The sequence below is a fragment of the Streptomyces sp. NPDC006458 genome (genome assembly GCF_040612135.1).
GTDB lineage: Bacteria > Actinomycetota > Actinomycetes > Streptomycetales > Streptomycetaceae > Streptomyces.
On record NZ_JBEXPR010000049.1, the window covers coordinates 17,134 to 34,950 of the forward strand.

The window sequence follows — 17,817 nt, forward strand, 5'->3', positions numbered from 1 at the left end:
TCAGCCCTTGCTGACCATAGAGCGCAGGAAGAAGCGCAGGTTCGCGGGCTTCTCGGCGAGGCGGCGCATGAAGTAGCCGTACCAGTCGGTGCCGTAGGCGGTGTAGACGCGCATGCGGTGGCCCTGCGCGGCCAGGCGCAGGTGCTCGTCGCCGCGGATGCCGTAGAGCATCTGGAACTCGTACTCGTCGAGCTTGCGCCCGGCCTTGCGCGCGAGTTCCTGGCCGATGGAGATCAGGCGCGGGTCGTGGGACCCGATCATCGGGTAGCCCTCGCCGTCCATCAGGGTCGTCAGGATGCGGACGTACGCCTTGTCGATCTCGTGCTTGTTCTGGTACGCGACCTCGGCGGGCTCCTTGTAGGCGCCCTTGACCAGGCGGACCCGGCTGCCGTTCGCGGCGAGGCGGCGGGCGTCGGCCTCGGTGCGGAAGAGGTAGGCCTGGATGACGCAGCCGGTCTGCGGGAAGTCCTTCCGCAGCTCCTCGTGGATGGCGAACATCGAGTCGAGGGTGGTGTGGTCCTCGGCGTCCAGGGTGACCGTGGTGCCGATCGCGGCGGCGGCCTCGACCACTTGGCGGACGTTGGCCAGGGCCAGCTCGTGACCGCCGGGAAGGGACTGCCCGAACAAGGACAGCTTCACGGACATCTCGACGCGCTCACCGAGGTCGAGGTCCTTCAGCCGCTCGACCAGCTCCAGGTAGGCGTCCCGGGCAGCGGTGGCCTGCTCCGGGGTCGTGATGTCCTCGCCGACGACGTCCATCGTCAGTTCGAGGCCCTTGGCCGCGAGGTCCGAGACGATCGGGACGATGTCGGCCAGGGTCTCGCCGGGGATGAACCGGTCGACGACCCGCTTGGTGACCGGGGCCGCCGAGATCAGGCGTCGCATCCGGTCGCTGCGCGACGCGGCGAGAATCACGGGACCCAGCACGGGGCACCTCCACAGAACAGCTGAATCGGGCCGTATCCCTACGAGTCGGATACGGCACGGAGAACCACCGTGAAACCTAAGGATCTCTCCGATCGTCGGCCATCGACAGCTGTCACGCATTCGTGCCGGAGATCTCAGACAGATGTATGAAGAGATCCTGGGTGTGAGGCAGAATGCCCGGGTGACGCCGGAATTCAAAGGTGATTACCAGGAGCTCGTCGACGAGATCTCCGAGCTCCTCGGCGCCCCCGCGACGCTGGAGAACCGGGACTTCGAACTGATCGCCTTCGGGACCTACGACAGCGAGGAGGCCCTCGATCCGTCGGCCCTGGACCCCGTCCGCACCCGCTCGATCCTGACCCGGCGCTCCACGGCGGCGGTGCGCGAGTGGTTCGAGGGCTTCGGCATCACGCGGGCGACGGGGCCGGTGCGCATCCCGCCGACGCCCGCGGCGGGCGTCTACCGGGGACGGATCTGCCTCCCGGTGCGCCACCGGTCCGTGGTCCTCGGCTATGTCTGGCTGCTGGACGACGACCCGGGCCCCACGGACGCCCAGCTGGCCGCAGCCATGCAGGTGACCGCCCGGATCGGCGCGCTGCTCGCGGACGAGGCGCAGCACGGGGCGGATCTGACCCGGGAGTTCCGGGCGGTGCTCACCGCAGAACGGGGCTGGCAGCAGGACATGGCGGTGGCCGCGCTGCGGACGGCGCTCGGACCGCGGGGCGAGGGGCCCCACGCGGTGCTCTGCGTCGCGCCCTGGCCGTCGGCCGACCCGGACGACGCTCCGTCGGCGCGCACGGTGCCGCACGCGACGGCCCTGTGCACCCTCCCGTGGGCTGCGACGGACCACTGCCTGGCCGTCCTGGTCCGCCTGCGCTCGACGGACGTGCAGGTCCCGGCGCACGCGGCGGCGCAGCGGCTGCTGCCTGAGGGGGCCCGTACGGCGGCCGGGATCGGCGAGGCCCGCACGAGTCTGTCCGGCCTGGCCGCCTCCTGGCAGGAGGCCTCGGCTTCGGCCCGTGCGGCGCTGGCGGAGCCGCGGCTGGGGCCGGTGGCCGAGTGGTCCGGCATCGGGCCCTACCGCCTGCTGACCGCGCTGCCCGCGGAGGCCGGCCGTGACGCCTCGGTGGCCCTGCTCCTCTCCCCCGCCCAGCGCGAACTGGCCCGCACGGCGGAGACCTACCTCGACCACGCCGGCCAGGCCGCCCGCACGGCCGCCGCCCTGGGCATCCACCGGCAGACCCTGTACTACCGCCTGTCCCGGGTGGAAGCGCTCACGGGCCTGGACCTGGACGACGGTGAGGACCGGCTGCTGCTGCACATGGCTCTGAAGGCGGCGCGGCTCTGAGCGTGAGCACATGCCCGCCCGGCGGGGCACGGGTCGCCTTCTCACCAGTCGGGGGCCCGGGTCACGCGCCCCTCGGCCGCTCCCTTCCGGAAGAAGCACTCGGGTCCGAGCTCTGCCAGAAGGTCCGCGTTCCTCGTGACGGAGTCGTCGTCCCGCCATGCGAAGGGGTCGTGCAGCACGTCCACGAACCAGCCGTCCGCGGCCTTCCGCGCCGCCGGGGCGCCGATCCGCTCGAACACGCGCTCGCCGATCAGGCCGACGTACGGCGCCCCGAAGTAGTTGCCCGCGAAGAGCCCCGGCAGGTGCCGCGAGAAGTCCCGGCCGAGGGCACGCAGGACCGGACCGTCCGCCATCACCTTCGCCCGGTATTCGGAGGCGCTGTAAAGGGCCCCCCACACGGGGCGGGTCGCGGCGCAGATCTCCCCGAAGACCGCACGCATCCAGTCGGTCCGCGGCTCACCGGCCACCTGCTCGCGCAGGCCGGTGAGGGTGATCCCGTTGGACAGGAGCAGCCTGCCGCCGACGCGGGCCAGCGGTGAGCTGTTCACCGAGACGACCACGTTCAGCTCGGCGGTGGCGCCGCGCAGTTCGACGTTTCCCGTGTGCCGGTCCTGCGTGGCCCACCGCGTCCTGCCGCGGACGACGTCCGGGAGCGTGGCGAGCGCGTCGATCTCGCGCCGCTCCCGGGGCTCGGGACTCCAGGCGACCATCCGGTCCGCCCAGGCCGGTGCGGCACCGGCCAGGACTCGGGCGACGCCGGCCAGGACGGCGTCACCCGGGTCCTCGACGACCGATGTGTCGAAGACGACCTCGGCGGTCAGACGGTCACCGCTCACAGCTTGTCCAGGGGTGTGACGATGATCCTCCCCTTGTCGATGGCGTCGGCCAGCCCGCCGGTCTGCGGGACCCGGGTCCCGGTGCCGGGGCGTACGACGATCTCCAGCGGAACGCCGAGGGTGTCGTTCGCATGGGCTTCGAAGTCCCGGATCTGACCGCGGTACTCGAGGTCGGCCACATCCTTCGATTCCAGCATGGTTCCGCGCTTGGTGACGGAGTCGTTCACGTCGAAGTCGGGGACCCGGGACTTTCCGGTCTTCGGGCCGGTGATGGTCTGCTGCCCGGTGCCCGGGTTGCGCTTCACCCCGGTCGTCCGGGCGATGGCGTCCTCCTGCGGGCGGCCTGCCTTCGCGGTGCAGGGACCCGAGTTGTGGACGAGGACACGCTCGTCGCCGGCCAGCACGAAGAAGGTGTGCAGGTCGCCGACGGTGAGGTTGTGCACCCGCTGCCGCTGGGCCGTCCACGGCTCGACCGCCGTGACCCGGACCTGCTCGTCCGCTGCGGTGCGCAGCCGCATGCCGGGCCTGAGCGCCTCCGCGTCGACCCAGCCTCCGAGGTCCTCGGACCAGAACGGGTGCTCGGCGGTCGCGGTGACGGAGCCGGTGCGCCCGCCCCGGTCGCCGTCGAGGTCGACGGTGAGCCGGACGAGGTCCTTCTCGCCGCTGCCGGTGATCAGGTGGGTGACCGGTTCGGCCGCGGTGCGGCCGGTCTCCGGGTCGGTGGCGAGCACCAGGTCGCCCGTCTCGATCTCCTCGATGGGCCGGGTGGACCCGTCGGCCAGGACGACCTCGGTGCCGGGGGCGAAGCTGTTGCACGGCGGGTTCGCGGACTTGGCCGCCTTGGAGCCGTCCGCCACCGCGTCGGCCCGGTTCGCCGTGCGCCGGGCCGTCTGGGCCGCCGCCGCGACGTCGTCGGCCTTGGTGGCCACGGTGGTGACCACGTCCGCTCCCTTGGTGACGGCCTTGCGGGCCAGGCCCACGCCGCCCGGGACTCCGGGGACGACGGCCAGCGTCACATCGGCGACGACACCTGCCGCGTCGGCGGCGGCGGACCAGTAGTTCCCCTTGCGGACGTTGTCGACCAGGCTGGCGACACCGACGCCGATGCTCACGACCTCGATGGCCAGGTCGAGATAGCCGCCCGTGGGGTCGGAGTACTTCAGCGGGTTGTTGCCGCCGTAGGCGTACGAGGCGAGGTTCGCCGGTGTGTACACGCCACCGTTCGGTGAGCCCTCCAGGTACTCCCCGAGGGCCGGGTCCGAGGACTGCCAGACACCGGAGCGCGGGTTGTAGTAGCGGTCGCCGTGGTACGTGTAGCCGGTCTCCGGGTCCAGCTCCTTGCCGGTGAACTGGTACGGGTTCTTCTCACCGGGGTGCTCGTCGACCCAGACCTCCCCCGACGGGAAGTAGTCGAGGTGTTCCGCCAGGCGGCCGGTGCCGTCCGTGCCGAAGGTCGTCGAGCCCAGGTGGTCGGCGTGGTAGAAGAACTGGTCCTTCTCGTAGGCGTTGCCCGGCTTGGAGGTCTTCGTCGCGATGCGGGTGGTGCCGACGAAGACGTGTTTGAACTCCGTCTCGTTGCGGGCCGTGTAGTTCTGGTTCGGGTAGAGGGTGGTCTGGGCGCCGTCCTTGACCACCCGCGCGCCGTCCGCGTCGTAGAGGAAGCGGACCGTCGGGGGCTTGCCCGGGGTGTTGCAGTAGGACGGGTCCTGGGCCTGGGTGTGGTTCTTCGAAGTGTCGTGGACGCAGGCCAGGCGGTTGTCCTCGTCCCAGATCTGCTGGCGGCGCGGATTGCCCGGGGTGTCGGAGACGCTGTCGACGAGGTTGCCGTTCGCGTCGTGGGTCAGGGTGTCCGAGCCCACCCTGGCGGGGGCGTGCGGGCGGCCGGCTGCGTAGGCGTAGCCGTAGGTGTAGGTGGTGTTCCGCTGCCCCTGCTGGTTGCCGTTGTCCAGGACGACGGCGTGGCTCTGGGCCTTGCCGGTGATGTTGTGGATCGTGTCGTACGACGTGGACACCTGGTAGGTGTCGGTCTTGTTCTTGGCGAAGCCGTAGGAGCCCGTGGCCTGCGTCAGCCGGTACAGGTTGTCGTAGGAGTACGTCTGGACCGTCGGGCCGCCCAGCTTCGGTGTGTCCGGGCTGGTCGGCAGCTCGGTCGCGTTCTGCTGGCGGGTCAGGTTGCCGACCTCGTCGTAGGAGTACGACAGGTTCTGGAAGGCATAGCCCGTCGGCAGCGTCGAGTTCAGCGTCGCCAGTCGACGGTCCTCGGCGTCGTAGCTGTAGCGCGTGGTCGTGCCGTTGCCCAGCTCGACGCGGGTGCGCTGGCCGAACTTGTCGTGGTCGAGGGACTTCAGATACGGGTAGCTGAAGCCGTTCTTCGTGCCCGTCGCCGTGCTGGCCTCGCCGCCGCTGTCGTACGTGTAGGTCAGCTCCTCGCCGTCGGGGTACGTCAGCGACAGGACCCGGCCGAAGCTGTCGTAGCGGTAGCCGGTGGTGAAGGTGCGTACGTGCGGGCCGGGGCCGGGCAGGGTGCGGGTCTCCTCGACGACCTCGCCCAGCGGGCCGTAGGACCGCGTCACCTCTCCCGCCGCGTCCTCGATCCTCGTGACCCGTCCGACGGCGTTGTGCTCCGCGTCCGGACCGCCGTACGTGTAGCGCACGTCGTTGTCGGTGAAGACCGGATAGTCCACCGACTCCAGGCGGTCGAAGTCGTAGGTGTACTCGATCGCCTCGTCCCTGGCCGCCAGGTTGGCGCTGATGGTGCGGATCACGTTGCCGGCCGGGTCGTAGACCGTGCTGCTGCGGCCCGCGTCGGGGGAGTCGATCACCGTACGGCGCCCGAAGTCGTCGTAGCCGGTGGTCGTGGTGTTGCCCTTGTCGTCCTTGACCTCGGTGATCTGACCCAGGGGGTCATAGGCGTACGAGGTCCAGACCGGGGCGTCACCGGTCTTGGCGCCCGGCTCGCGCACGGCCGTCTTGAGCTGCCGTACGTCGACGTAGGAGCGGGTCTGGTTCTCCTTGGCGTCGGTGGCGGTCGTCTCGAACTGCACGGTTCCCGTGCGGTCCTCGCCGAAGCCGTACGCCAGCGAGCTGACCGTCCGGTCGGGCAGGACCGTGCGCAGGGGCCGGTCCATGACGTCGTAGGTGATCGTGGTCGGGCGGACGGTGTCGAAGGCGGCGTTGAAGGTGGTGTTGAAGGTGGTGTTGGCGTCGCCCTTCGGTTCCGTCAGGGGGTAGTACTGCTCGACCGACCGGCCGAGCGCGTCGAAGACCGTGCGTCCGGAGACGATCATCACGTCCTGGCCCGCGACCTCCGCGTCCTTCTTCGTCTGGACGAGGCGGCCGAGGCCGTCGGTGAAGGCGACCGTGTCGATGGTGTCGTCCTTCACCGTGCCGTCCGCCGCCCGGTCGAGATGGCGGGTGACCGCGTACGGGACGGGTGCCTCGGGGTGGTAGGCGAAGGCGATCGTCGGACGGCCTGCCCCGTGGTCGTGCGGGCCGGTGACCGACACCACCCGGCCGATCCGGTCGTAAGTGGTCTCGATCCGCTGGCCGTTGATGTCCGTGGTCTGCGTCGGCTGCCCGAAGCGCAGGTCGTAGAGGGCCGTCGAGGTGTAGCCGAAGCTGTCCTTCGTCGACGTCACGTACGTGCCCGTGGGACCGTCGTACGCGTAGGTGCGCTCGTAGCGCTGACCCCGGTGGTTCTCGGGGGACCTGACCGACTTCAGCGTGCCGTTGTCGTGGTGGACGAGGTCGGTGACCGCCTCGGTGCCGTCGGCGAGCCGGGCGGTGTGGCGGGTGACGTCGCCCGTGGCGCAGTCGATCTCCGAGGAGCGCGAGCGCATCGGCCTGCCGCCGCCGCGCACCTCCACGGCACGGGCGATGCCGACGATATGGCTGTCGGCGCAGTCGGTGTAGCGGGTCGTGGTCTCCACGTCGTCCGCCGCGCCCGGCTCGCCGTAGTCGACCGTGCGGGTCGGATTGCCGAGGTCGTCGTAGGACATCGCGCTCGACGTGCCCTTGCCGGGTTCCGAACGGCCCTCGTACCAGCGGGACTCGGTCCGCACCAGTTGGGGGAAGACCGTCGCGCGGGTGGAGCGGCCGTCGGAGCTCTCGCCGGTGGCGACGTCCCGCAGGGCGTAGGTGTTCACCGTCTCGGTGAACAGGGCGCCCGAACTGTCCGCCACCGTCTGGCGCTTCACCAGGCCCTGTGTGTAGTGGCTGCCCGTCTCGTACTGGGTGGTGGAGGTGCGCTGCCCGTCCTGTGTGGTGGCGACGGTGCCGTAGCCGCGGAACTCCCGCTCCTGACGGTCGTACCGGCCGTCCTTGTAGCTGAAGGCGAGCGCCTGGGTGTCGGGGCCGTCGCCGGGCAGGTTGTCGTGGACCGTCGCGCCGGTCAGCAGCCAGCGCGAGCCGGGCTGGTCGTAGGTGTTGCCGTCACGGGTGTAGGCGAGGTCGATGCGTGAACCCAGGGGCCGCGAGACCGACTTGAGGAGGTTGGTGCGGCCCGTGCGGTTGGCGGCGACGGTCATCTCGCTGTCCTTGTCGGAGGCGAGGTGGTCGGCGAGCCCGTCGCCGTTGATGTCGCGCAGCATCTGCTCGGCGCGCGAGGCTCCGGTGGAGACGTTGACGCCCGGGTTGATGATCAGGTAGCCCGTGACGGGGGTGCCGAACGAGATCCTGAAGTAGACACCGCCGCCGAGCTTGGCGTTGGCGTCGGCGTTGACGCCGTCCAGGCTGCCGCGGAAGGGGACCAGGGGCGCGAAGCCGCTGCCGGTGTTCAGCCCCACCCGGATCGGGTTTCCGGCCAGGACCCGGTCGGCCAGGCCGTCGCCGTTGACGTCCGCGAGCGAGTCCTTCGTCGTCGAGGAGTCCTGCTCGAAGGAGGCGCCCCCGCCGAAGCCGTAGAAGTCGGTGTTGAACCCGATGTTGACGCCGGCGCCGGAGCCGGAGCCCTCGTTGAGCCTGCCGCCCGGCCAGGGCTCGGGCGCGGCGAAGCGGTAGCCGAGGTTGAGCGCGGCGCGGCCGTCCTCGTACACCCGGTCGGGCAGGTTGTCGCCGTTGATGTCGAGGAGGTCGGACTCGCCGTCCGAGCGGCTCGTGCCGAGGTTGCCGCCGACGCCGAGCGGGGGCATGTCGTTGCCCGCGTTCGAGGTGTTCGCGGTGCCCGAGGCGGGCGGGTCGGCGTGGCCGGGGCCGGTGGTGATGGTGCGGGCCGCGCTGCCCGCGCTGGCGTTGCCGCTGCGGGTGCCGGACTCGCGGACCGCGCCGCCGGGGACGCTGCCTCGGGTGGCGCCGAGGGTGCCGGTGGGGTCGGTGTACTGGACACCGCCTGCGCCCACCACGTCCGGGAAGCCGTCCCCGTTCATGTCGAGGTAGTCGAGGATGCCCCGGGCGGTGCCGGTGGCCACGCTGCCGCCGACGCCGCCGACGCCGCCGCCGAGGGAGCCGGTCACCGAGATCTGCTGGTTGCGCGACATGCGCGGCACGGCGTACGCCGACGCCAGGGACGCGGCCTGGGGCAGACCGACGGTGGGGCCGCCGAACCGGGAGCTGGACGTGCTGCTGGCCGCCACCCAGGTGAGTTCGCCCGTGCCCCAACGGCGGTGTTCGCTGTCCGGGGTGAAGGGCACCACCGTGGTCGGCTTGATCCGCGGGTCCCGCTCGAACGCCTCCCGGTCCCTGTCCGGATCGACCTCGCTGGGCAGTTGCGCGGCCAGGTCCTTGACGTCGACCGCGAGATCGCTCTGCCTGATGGGCTGTTCGGCCCGCTCCTTGTTGCCGTTGTAGCCGACGAAGGACCAGCCGCGGTAGGAGCGGCCGAAGACGCCCTCGGCCGCCGGGGCGTGCACGGTGGCGGCCGCCGCGTCACCGCCCACCGTCACCTCGGCGCCGGTGATCTTCGCGGCGAGGGCCGGGGTGGCGACGGTGACGTCGAAGAACAGTTCCTCGCCCGCCTCGGCCGTCACCTGCAGCGGCGCCGGCTCGGTGCCCAGCTCGACGGTGCTCCTGGACAGCAGCGCGCCGCGCTTCTTGACGGTGAACACCGCGCGCCCCTCGGTGCCCTCGGGCACGGTGATGCGCGGAGCGACCGTGAGGGTGCCGCCGGGCGCCCGGTAGGGGGCGGCCGGTGCCGCTGCCGGGCCGGTGGGTTCGTAGGTGTCGATGTCGTACGGGGCGTGGAACCTCACCTGCGAGGGCTCGCTCACGCCGTCGGCGGCGGTGTAGCGGGCCTGCGGCGTCCACCGCAGCGCGGTGACGTCGACGGGCGAGTCGGTCTTCAGCCGCCAGGCGAGCTTCTGGCCCTTGGTCACGGACACCGCGAGGTCGACCGGGACGGTTCCCGTGGTGCCCGCGGCGATCCGCCGCTCCAGCAGCGGTGTTCCGTCGCGGGTGATCAGGACGGTGATGTCGTCGGTGGTCGCGGCCGTCTTCTCGACATCGCCGGTCAGCAGCAGGGTGCCGTCCAGCGGGGCCTCGACGGTCCCGGCGCGTCCGGCGAGGGTGAAGTCCTTCGACGCGGTGTACGAGTGCAGGGGCAGGCCGTCGGCGTCCTGCGCCGCGAAACCCGTGTAGGTGATCGTCGGGTCCCAGGCGACCCGGTCGGCGGTGCCGTCGAAGACCGAGCCGACACGGAAGTACAGATGCTGGCCGCGCTCGACCTCGATCGCGTCCACGCCCTCGGGTGTCCGGGCGGTGTGGTCACCGGCCCCGATCCGGGCGGACCACAGCTCGCGGTCCTCGTGCTGGACCGCCACCCGCACCCCGTCGGGGTCGGCGAAGTCCGCCTCGTCGGCCGGGGCCTGCCCCAGCGCGACCGTTCCGGTGATCCGTACGGTGCCGTCGTACGGGGCCGTCCACCGGCGGACCGTGTCCACCAGCGGGGACGACTCGATCCGCCGCTCCCGTTCGGCCGAGTAGTCCGGCAGCAGGCCGTCCGTGTCGACCGCGCCCGCTCCGATCGGCACCGGCGTGCGGTCGGCCGTGCCGTAGGCGAGCGAGCCGTCGTCCTCCACCCGGCCGAAGAGCACCGACGAGCCGTCGACCAGGTCCACCACGCCGTCGGCGTTGACGTCCGAGAAGTAGCGGCGGGTCGTGGAGACGGTGTCGACGTAGTCCAGCTGCGCCGCGATCCCGCCGAGGTAGCCCTCGACACCCACCGTGCGGGAGGTGGAGGTGCCGCCCAGGATGCCCGGCAGGCCCCGCAGCGGCGTGGTGGCGCCGGCGAACTCGGGCTCGCCCCCGGGGCGCGAGAGGTTCTTGCGGAAGACGAAGCCGTCACCGTGCTCGAAGACCTTGTCCGGCAGGTTGTCGCCGTCCACGTCGACCAGCGCCAGCAGGCCCTCGTCCCTGCCCCGGTTGTAGCCCGCCTTGATGCCGACCGAGCCGGACTTCTCCCCCGTGAAGCCGTAGCCGACGTACAGGTGCCCGCCGGCGCCGGTGGAGCTGTTGCCGTTGAGCGCTCCGGCCTCACCGGCGCCCGAACGGACGCCGTTCACCCGGCCGTTGCGCACGTCGTCGTCCGGCGAGGTCCAGTCGACCCGGGCGAACGCCTCGTACGCCCCGTGGGCGTCGCGGATGTCGTCGTAGTAGGAGAACGCGTGCTCGGTGAAGGGCCTGCCGTCGGCGCCGAGCTGTGCGACCGACTTCAGGAGGGTCTTGTGGAACGCGCCTTCCTGGTAGGTGAGTTCGTAGCCGCGCACCAGCTCGTCCCCGTAGCGCACCTCGACGCGGCGCAGCAGGTCCGCCGTGACCCGCTTGAAGCCGCCGCGCGCGTCGATCGAGACGTCCGCGCGGCGCGGCTCGTCCAGTTCGCGGTCGCGGACGAAGGTCACCGTGTAGGGGCCGTCGTCGTCCCCGCGCCCGGTGTAGGCGATCTTCTTCACGTACAGCTCGCGGCCGGCGACGGTGCCGCCGGCCACGCCCGCGTCCTCGACCAGCGTGTAGTGGTAGCGCACGGTGTTGCCGTGCGGGTCGCGCACCTCGCGCAGGGCCCAGGAGAAGATGTTGCCCGCGTCGTCCGCGAGCACCCGGCCCTCGCCGCCGTAGACGTAGCGGACGCCGGACTTGTCGGTGACCTCCCAGCCGTACGACTTCGGGGAGTCGCCGGTGCGGACGATGCGGGCGAAGCCGCCCTCGACGCGGGTGTGGAAGACCTTGTCGCCCCGGCCGCGCGGACCGGGCGCGGTGCGGTGCGCGACGGGCGTCAGCTGCCGGCCGGCCAGCACGTACGTCTCGGTCTCCTTGGCCGCGTCGTAGCGCGGCACACCCCAGCGGGTCTCGATGGAGACGGACGGCACCGTCAGGTCCCAGCCGCTGCCGACCCAGCCGTCGGCGGCCTGGGACGAGTAGCCGATGGACAGCGACGGGGCGAGTCCGGCACGCCCCGGGGGAAGCTCCAGCGGGTACGAAAGACGGGCGTCACCCTGGTTGTTGGCGGCCGGGGCCGCGATCTGGCCGACCCCCGTCGCCGGGTTCGCCGCCTGGATGCCCTGGATCCGGTTGGGGTCGAAGGAGACCTGCTCGGGCCCTTCGGGGGCGGTGACGACGGCGTTCACCATGTCGGTGAAGTGGTCGGTGCGCGAGACGACGACCTGCCGGGCCTCGTCGACCGCGATCCGCTCCAGCGCCTGCCAGCAGTCGGCCGTCTCGTCGAAGTAGAAGGTCCGCACGTCGGACGGGCTGTGCCCGGCGGCCTTCAGCGCGTCCGGGTCGTACGGCAGGGACACCGTGATGTCGGTCTCGAAGGTGTGCGGGGTCGGCGTGAACCGGTAACCGCGCGGGCCCTCGGTCATGTTGTCCATGCCGGACCCGAGGCCCGGCAGGGTGGACTCGGTCAGCGGCTGGATGCCGATCTCGGTCGGCCGGGACACCGCTTCCGGCGCCAGCGCCACGGCCGCGCCGTCACGCTCCACCTTCTTGGTCACGCCGGTGCCCGGGTCGACCCATGCCTTCGTGGGCGGAGCCGACTCCTTGGCGAGCGGGCCCTTCTCGGCCGCCTCCGAACCCGGCACGCACCCGCCGAGCGGCTGCACGTCGGCGACGGGCGCCGGCTCCCCCGAGTCGGGCCGCCACACGCTGCCGGACAACAGCGACAGCAGCAGGGCCAACCCCAGCAGCAGCGGAAGAAACCGTCCGCGTCCCCACACCCGACCGGCCATGTACCAGCCCGCCCCCCATCCGCAACAGCCACACGAGTCGCACGAATTCGCCCGGATCATCACAGAACAGACGTGCACACCGCCAGTAAGGAACTGGTCACTCCGAGCCATGAAGTTCCGGCCAGTCCGCCCGCCCGCAAGGACCCGCCGCCACCCGGGGCGCCGAAGGACGCGCGTCCGCACCCGGAATCCGAATGGCCCGAGCCAGGCAATATTGCGGCAACAATGGACCGGAATCTGAGATTACTCCGCGGTTCCCATTGCCCGGACCTCCCGCCCGCCCCTATTCTCACGGGCATGGCAGTCGTGAGGATTCTCGCCACTCGCCGGCACGTCGATCAGGGACGGCTGGCGAGCGCGCTGTGTAACGCCGCCAGGGCGTGATCTCCCTGCTCGGGCGCCGCTCGTCCGAGCAGTGAATCGACAGGTCATCGCCGCATTTTCACCGGGACACCGGGCATCCCCACCGACCGCGGCACTCCGCCGCGGCTCGGCCGCGGTTTTCGTCCCGCTCTTCTCCGCGCATTCATCGCATCACCCCCACCCGGGTTTTCCGGGAATTCCGTGCGCCTTTTCTCGAAAAGGTCGGCAGCGGGAATTTCCGATGCCCGCAGACAGAAGAGGGAAACCGAATGACCGAGCATGTGCAGCCGCAGGTCAGCCGCCGCGGATTTCTCGCCGGCACGGCCGCGGTCGCCGCGGCGACCGCCGTCCCCGCGGTCGCGCAGGTGGCCGGCGCCTCCGCGGCGTCGGCCGCGACCCGGCCGAACATTCTGCTCATCGTCACCGACGACAACCCCAAGCACACCGACTGGGCGCTCCAGAAGACCATCAGCTGGCTGGGCGGCCAGGGCGTGACCTTCACGCACGGCCATGTCACCACGCCGCTGTGCAGTCCCTCGCGGTCGTCGATCTTCTCGGGCCAGTACGCCCACAACCACGGCGTGCGCAACAACGGCGCCTCGTACAGCCTGGACCAGAGCACCACCGTGCAGCGCTATCTGAAGCAGGCGGGCTATCGGACGGGCCTGTTCGGGAAGTACCTCAACTCCTGGACCCTGTCCGACAATCCGCCGCACTTCGAGGACTTCGCCCTCCTCAAGCCGGGCTTCGTCGACGCGCAGTGGAACGTCAACGGCACGGTCCAGACCATCAACGGCTACACCACCAACATCATCAAGAACAGAACGCTTTCCTTCATCGACAAGTCCGCCACCGACACCCGCCCGTGGTTCGCGTACGTCACCCCGTACGCCTCGCACGAGCCCAACACCCCCGCGCCCGCCTACGCGGACACCGTCGTACCGACCTGGAACGGCCGCCCCTCCGTCCCCGAGAGCGACCGCAGCGACAAGCCGCAGTACGTGAAGGACGCGACGAACACCCTGGCGGACGGCAGGGCGGTCCGTCAGCGGCAGCTGCGCACGCTGCTGTCCGTCGACGACGCGGTGCAGGCGTTCAAGGACAAGCTGGCCGCCCTCGGACAGCTGGACAACACGCTGGTCATCTACATCGGCGACAACGGCTTCCAGTGGGCCGACCACGGTCTCCTCGGCAAGGCCACGCCCTACTCCCCCGCCCACGAGGTGCCGTTCTACCTGTCCTGGCCGGCCGCCGGTCTGGGCGCCGGGACCACCGACAACCGGATCGTCGCCAACATCGACATCGCGCCCACCATCCTCGCCGCGGCCGGTGTCACCCCGTCCCACGCCGTGGACGGCAAGTCCCTGCTCGGCAGCTTCAGCCGCGACCACGTGCTGGTCGAGTGGTGGAAGCAGGGCACGGCGGGCGTCAAGGACACCTGGGCGTCGTACGTCGGGAAGAACAAGCAGTACGTCGAGCACTACGACCTGCACACCGACGCCTCCGGCAAGGTGTCCGGCACCGGACAGGTGACGTTCCGCGAGTACTACGACCTCGTCAACGACCAGTACCAGCTGACGAACAAGCTGTACCAGGCCACTCCGGCCGAGGAGCAGAGCCTGGGCATCCCCGCCCTGGCCGCGCAGCTGGCCGCCGACCGCACCGGCTGACCGCGCCGCACGGACGTCCGCCTCGCCGCCCGCCCGGTCCACCGGGCGGGCGGCCCCGTCATCGAGGGGAGCCCCCATGTCCTCCTGCTGCACCCCGGGCCGCGGGCCGGAGCCGATCGGTCTCACCGCGCCGCCGGGCACCGCCACCGCCGAGCCGCCCGCCGCCGCCCTGCGCGTCCGCAGACAGCTTCTCGACCTGCCCGGCGGCGCCTTCTCCATGGGCACCGACGACCCGGTCGGCTACCCGGCGGACGGGGAGGGCCCGGTGCGCACGGTCGAGCTGAGCCCGTTCCGTATCGCGCCGACGACCGTGACCAACGCCCAGTTCGCCGCCTTCGCCAAGGCCACCGGGTATGTCACCGACGCCGAGCGCTTCGGCTTCTCGTACGTCTTCGAGGGCTTCCTGCCCGCCGCTCTCGCCGAGGTGTCCCCCGTCGTCCCCGCCGTCCCCTGGTGGCGGGCGGTGACCGGCGCGTCCTGGCGGCACCCCGAGGGGCCCGGCTCCGCCTTTGCCGCGCGCCAGCACCACCCCGTCGTGCACGTCTCCTGGAACGACGCCGAGGCCTACTGCGCCTGGTCCGGCACCCGGCTGCCGACCGAGGCCGAGTGGGAGTTCGCCGCCCGCGGCGGTCTCGACCGCGCCCGCTATCCGTGGGGCGATGAACTCGCGCCGGACGGCCGGGAGTTGCTCAACATCTTCGACGGTGACTTCCCCACGCCGCGGCCCGGCGCCCGGGGCGGCACGGTGCCCGCCAAGTCGTACCGCCCCAACGGATACGGGCTGTTCAACGTCGTCGGCAACGTCTGGGAGTGGTGCGCCGACTGGTTCAGCCCCGACTTCCACCGCACGGGCCCGCGCACCGACCCCGCCGGACCGCCCTCGGGCCTGGCCCGGGTCATGCGCGGTGGCTCCCACATGTGCCACGCGTCGTACTGCAACCGCTACCGGGTGGCGGCCCGCAGCTCCAACACCCCGGACAGCTCGGCGGGGAACATCGGCTTCCGGGTGTCGGCCGACGCCTGAGCGCGCCACCCGGTGCGGGTGACGTTGCGGTTGTCCGGCGGGTGGGTTCCGTGCGGCGCCGTTGTGGCTCGCAGTTCCCCGCGCCCCTCAAGGCCCGCGCCGCCGAGGGTCGGCGCCCAGGTGCCGCGGCCTTTTGGGAGATTGAGTCAGGCCCCCTCGAAGCCCTCGATCACGCGGCGCAGCCCCTCGGTGAGCTGCGCCGCCTCGGGCGCGTTCTTCGGGTCGAAGGTCCACTGCATCAACAGGCCCATCATCAGGGTCAGATAGAAGTAGCCCGTCGAGTCCACGGTCTCCTCCGTGACCTCCTCCTCCGGCACACCGCTGAACAGCGCGACGATGCCGCGCGCGGCCTCCCGCTGGGCACGGGCCAAGTGCTCGCGCAGTTCGGGCAGTTGATCGCCCATGGCGACGATCTCCACGCTGAGCCGCCACAGCGAACCGGACTCGCGCATGGTGCCGATGATGTTCGTCCACACCTCCTGGAACCGCTCCGGGGAGCCCGGCGCGCCCCGGACCTCGGTCACACCGTCCTCGAAGGCGGTGGACATGCCCTCGACCAGCTCCACATAGGCCTGGGCGAGCAGCGCGTCCTTGGAGCCGTAGTGGTAGCCGATCGAGGCGAGGTTGGTCCCCGACTCCTTGACGATGTCGCGCGCGGTGGTGCGCGCGAAGCCCTTCTCCAGCAGGCAGCGCTTGGCGCCTTCGAGCAGATCCTCACGGTGTCCCATGCGCGTCAGCCTAGCGCCGGATCCATACGACCGTCTCATACGGATGACTTATACATTCGTTCTAGACAAGCGTTTAAGACGACTGTACGTTTCTGGGCATGACGAATCCGACGAGCACCACCGCCTCCCCCAACTCCCGCGCCGGGCGCCGCGAATGGACCGCCCTCGGCGTGCTGATGCTGCCGCTGCTGCTGGTCTCGATGGACGTCTCCGTCCTCTACTTCGCGATCCCCTCGATCAGCGCGGACCTCGCGCCCACCAGCACCCAGCAGCTGTGGATCTTCGACATCTACGGCTTCGTCCTGGCGGGCCTGCTGATGACGATGGGCTCGCTCGGCGACCGGATCGGCCGCCGCCGTCTGCTGCTGGCGGGCGCCGTCGCCTTCGGAGCCGCCTCACTGGTCGCCGCGTACGCCGACAGCGCCGAGACCCTGATCGCGGCCCGCGCGGTGCTCGGCATCGGCGGCGCGACCCTGATGCCGTCGACCATGGCCCTGCTGCGCACGATGTTCACCGACCCGGGGCAGCGCGCGAAGGCCATCGGGGTGTGGTCCGGCGTGATGACCGGCGGCGTCGCCCTCGGATCGGTGATGAGCGGACTGCTGGTCCAGCACTTCTGGTGGGGTTCGGTCTTCCTGGTCAACCTGCCCGCGATGGCCCTGCTGCTGGTCCTCGGCCCGGTGCTGCTCCCGGAGTCCAGGGACCCGGCCCCCGGCCGCTTCGACTGGCTGAGCGTCCCGCTGTCGATGGCCGCGCTGCTGCCCGTGATCTACGGCCTGAAGGAGATCGCGGCCGAGGGCTGGAACCTCCGCCACGTCATGTGCGTCACGGTCGGCCTGCTGTTCGCCGCCCTCTTCGTCCAGCGCCAGCGCACCGCCGCCTCGCCGATGATCGACCCGGCGCTGTTCCGCGGCCGCGGCTTCGCACCCGCCGTCGTGCTGAACCTGGTCGCCGCGCTGGCGATCATGGGCTCGGCGTACTTCACCACGCAGTACCTGCAGTCGGTGCTCGGCAAGAGCGCGCTGGAGGCGGCGCTGTGGGGCCTGCTGCCCTCGGTGCCGATCGGGGCGGCGGCGCCGATCGCGACCCAGCTGGTGCAGAAGGGCGTCAACCGTGCCTACGTCGTGGCGGCGGGCTTCGCCATCACCGCCTGCGGCTTCGCACTGCTGGCCCTGGCCGGGACCGACTCGCTGGCGCTGGTGCTGGTCGCCTGCGCGGTCCTCGCCGCGGGCTGCGTCGTGGTGATGTCCCTGATCACGGACCTGGCCTTGGGAGCCGCCCCGGTCGAGAAGGCGGGCTCCGCCTCCTCGCTGCTGGAGACGGGCGCGGAGTTCGGAGGCGCGCTGGGCATGGCGGCCCTCGGCTCCATCGGCACGGCCGTCTACCGCCACGAGATCCCGGCCTCGGCACCTGACGTCGCCCGGGAGACCCTCGGCGGGGCGCTGACGATCGCCGACCGCGTCCCGGGCCTGGCCACGGCCGCGCGGGAGGCCTTCACCAGCGGCATGAACGGGGCGGCGCTCGCCGCGGTGGTGCTGCTCGCCGGGGCGGCCGTGCTGGCGGCGGTGACGCTGCGGCGGGTGACCGTGCGGGAGACCCCGGCCGAGGACCGGGAGCCGGCCACTGTGTGAGACGGATCCGCATCGGATCCGAGACGAGGAACGCCGGTCGGGCCCTGCTGCGCCGGGCGGGCGCGGCCTCGTCGGCGTCCTCGGACGGCGTCTTCAGCAATGTGTCCAACTTCCAGGGCACCGCCGACGAGATCG

At 71.3% G+C, this 17,817-nt stretch carries 8 protein-coding genes and 1 pseudogene; 5 read left to right on the top strand and 4 right to left on the bottom strand.

Annotation, left to right across the window (positions count from 1 at the left end; genetic code table 11):
- Nucleotides 1-927: a proline dehydrogenase family protein gene (locus tag ABZZ79_RS37405; protein WP_356696744.1), complete on the bottom strand. Its 927-nt coding sequence runs from the start codon at nt 925-927 to the stop codon at nt 1-3.
- Between the two features lie 142 nt (nt 928-1,069).
- Here ABZZ79_RS37405 and ABZZ79_RS37410 point away from each other — a divergent pair, with 142 nt between their 5' ends.
- Nucleotides 1,070-2,275 carry a helix-turn-helix domain-containing protein gene (locus tag ABZZ79_RS37410; protein ID WP_356696746.1) on the top strand — a complete coding sequence of 402 codons (1,206 nt, stop codon included), beginning with the start codon at nt 1,070-1,072 and terminating at the stop codon, nt 2,273-2,275.
- A gap of 41 nt (nt 2,276-2,316) precedes the next feature.
- Here the strand turns inward: ABZZ79_RS37410 and ABZZ79_RS37415 are convergent, their stop codons facing one another.
- Both ABZZ79_RS37415 and ABZZ79_RS37420 read right to left on the bottom strand, forming a co-directional pair.
- Nucleotides 2,317-3,111 carry a hypothetical protein gene (locus ABZZ79_RS37415; protein ID WP_356696748.1) on the bottom strand — a complete coding sequence of 265 codons (795 nt, stop codon included), beginning with the start codon at nt 3,109-3,111 and terminating at the stop codon, nt 2,317-2,319.
- Nucleotides 3,108-12,266, bottom strand: coding sequence for a SpvB/TcaC N-terminal domain-containing protein (locus ABZZ79_RS37420; RefSeq protein ID WP_356696750.1), 9,159 nt, complete (start codon nt 12,264-12,266; stop codon nt 3,108-3,110). The genes ABZZ79_RS37415 and ABZZ79_RS37420 overlap by 4 nt, the downstream gene beginning before the upstream one ends.
- 632 nt (nt 12,267-12,898) lie before the next feature.
- Here ABZZ79_RS37420 and ABZZ79_RS37425 point away from each other — a divergent pair.
- Nucleotides 12,899-14,299 carry a sulfatase gene (locus ABZZ79_RS37425; RefSeq protein WP_356696752.1) on the top strand — a complete coding sequence of 467 codons (1,401 nt, stop codon included), beginning with the start codon at nt 12,899-12,901 and terminating at the stop codon, nt 14,297-14,299.
- Nucleotides 14,300-14,375: 76 nt separating this feature from the next.
- The gene (locus tag ABZZ79_RS37430; RefSeq protein ID WP_356696754.1) at nt 14,376-15,323 is read left to right on the top strand and encodes a formylglycine-generating enzyme family protein; all 948 of its coding nucleotides are present in this window, start codon (nt 14,376-14,378) and stop codon (nt 15,321-15,323) included.
- A 146-nt stretch (nt 15,324-15,469) separates the two neighbouring features.
- Here the strand turns inward: ABZZ79_RS37430 and ABZZ79_RS37435 are convergent, their stop codons facing one another.
- Nucleotides 15,470-16,051, bottom strand: a complete 582-nt coding sequence (locus tag ABZZ79_RS37435; RefSeq protein WP_356696756.1) for a TetR/AcrR family transcriptional regulator — start codon at nt 16,049-16,051, stop codon at nt 15,470-15,472.
- Between the two features lie 98 nt (nt 16,052-16,149).
- Here ABZZ79_RS37435 and ABZZ79_RS37440 point away from each other — a divergent pair, with 98 nt between their 5' ends.
- Both ABZZ79_RS37440 and ABZZ79_RS37445 read left to right on the top strand, forming a co-directional pair.
- Nucleotides 16,150-17,682, top strand: a complete 1,533-nt coding sequence (locus tag ABZZ79_RS37440; protein WP_356696758.1) for an MFS transporter — start codon at nt 16,150-16,152, stop codon at nt 17,680-17,682.
- A gap of 41 nt (nt 17,683-17,723) precedes the next feature.
- A pseudogene (locus ABZZ79_RS37445) lies at nt 17,724-17,817 on the top strand (endoglucanase); the annotation flags it as partial.

Coding starts and splice junctions, on each gene's coding strand:
- ABZZ79_RS37440 (WP_356696758.1), top strand. CDS start 16,150: ATGACGAATCCGACGAGCACCACCGCCTCCCCCAACTCCCGCGCCGGG.
- ABZZ79_RS37435 (WP_356696756.1), bottom strand. CDS start 16,051: ATGGGACACCGTGAGGATCTGCTCGAAGGCGCCAAGCGCTGCCTGCTG.
- ABZZ79_RS37410 (WP_356696746.1), top strand. CDS start 1,070: ATGTATGAAGAGATCCTGGGTGTGAGGCAGAATGCCCGGGTGACGCCG.
- ABZZ79_RS37425 (WP_356696752.1), top strand. CDS start 12,899: ATGACCGAGCATGTGCAGCCGCAGGTCAGCCGCCGCGGATTTCTCGCC.
- ABZZ79_RS37420 (WP_356696750.1), bottom strand. CDS start 12,266: ATGGCCGGTCGGGTGTGGGGACGCGGACGGTTTCTTCCGCTGCTGCTG.
- ABZZ79_RS37430 (WP_356696754.1), top strand. CDS start 14,376: ATGTCCTCCTGCTGCACCCCGGGCCGCGGGCCGGAGCCGATCGGTCTC.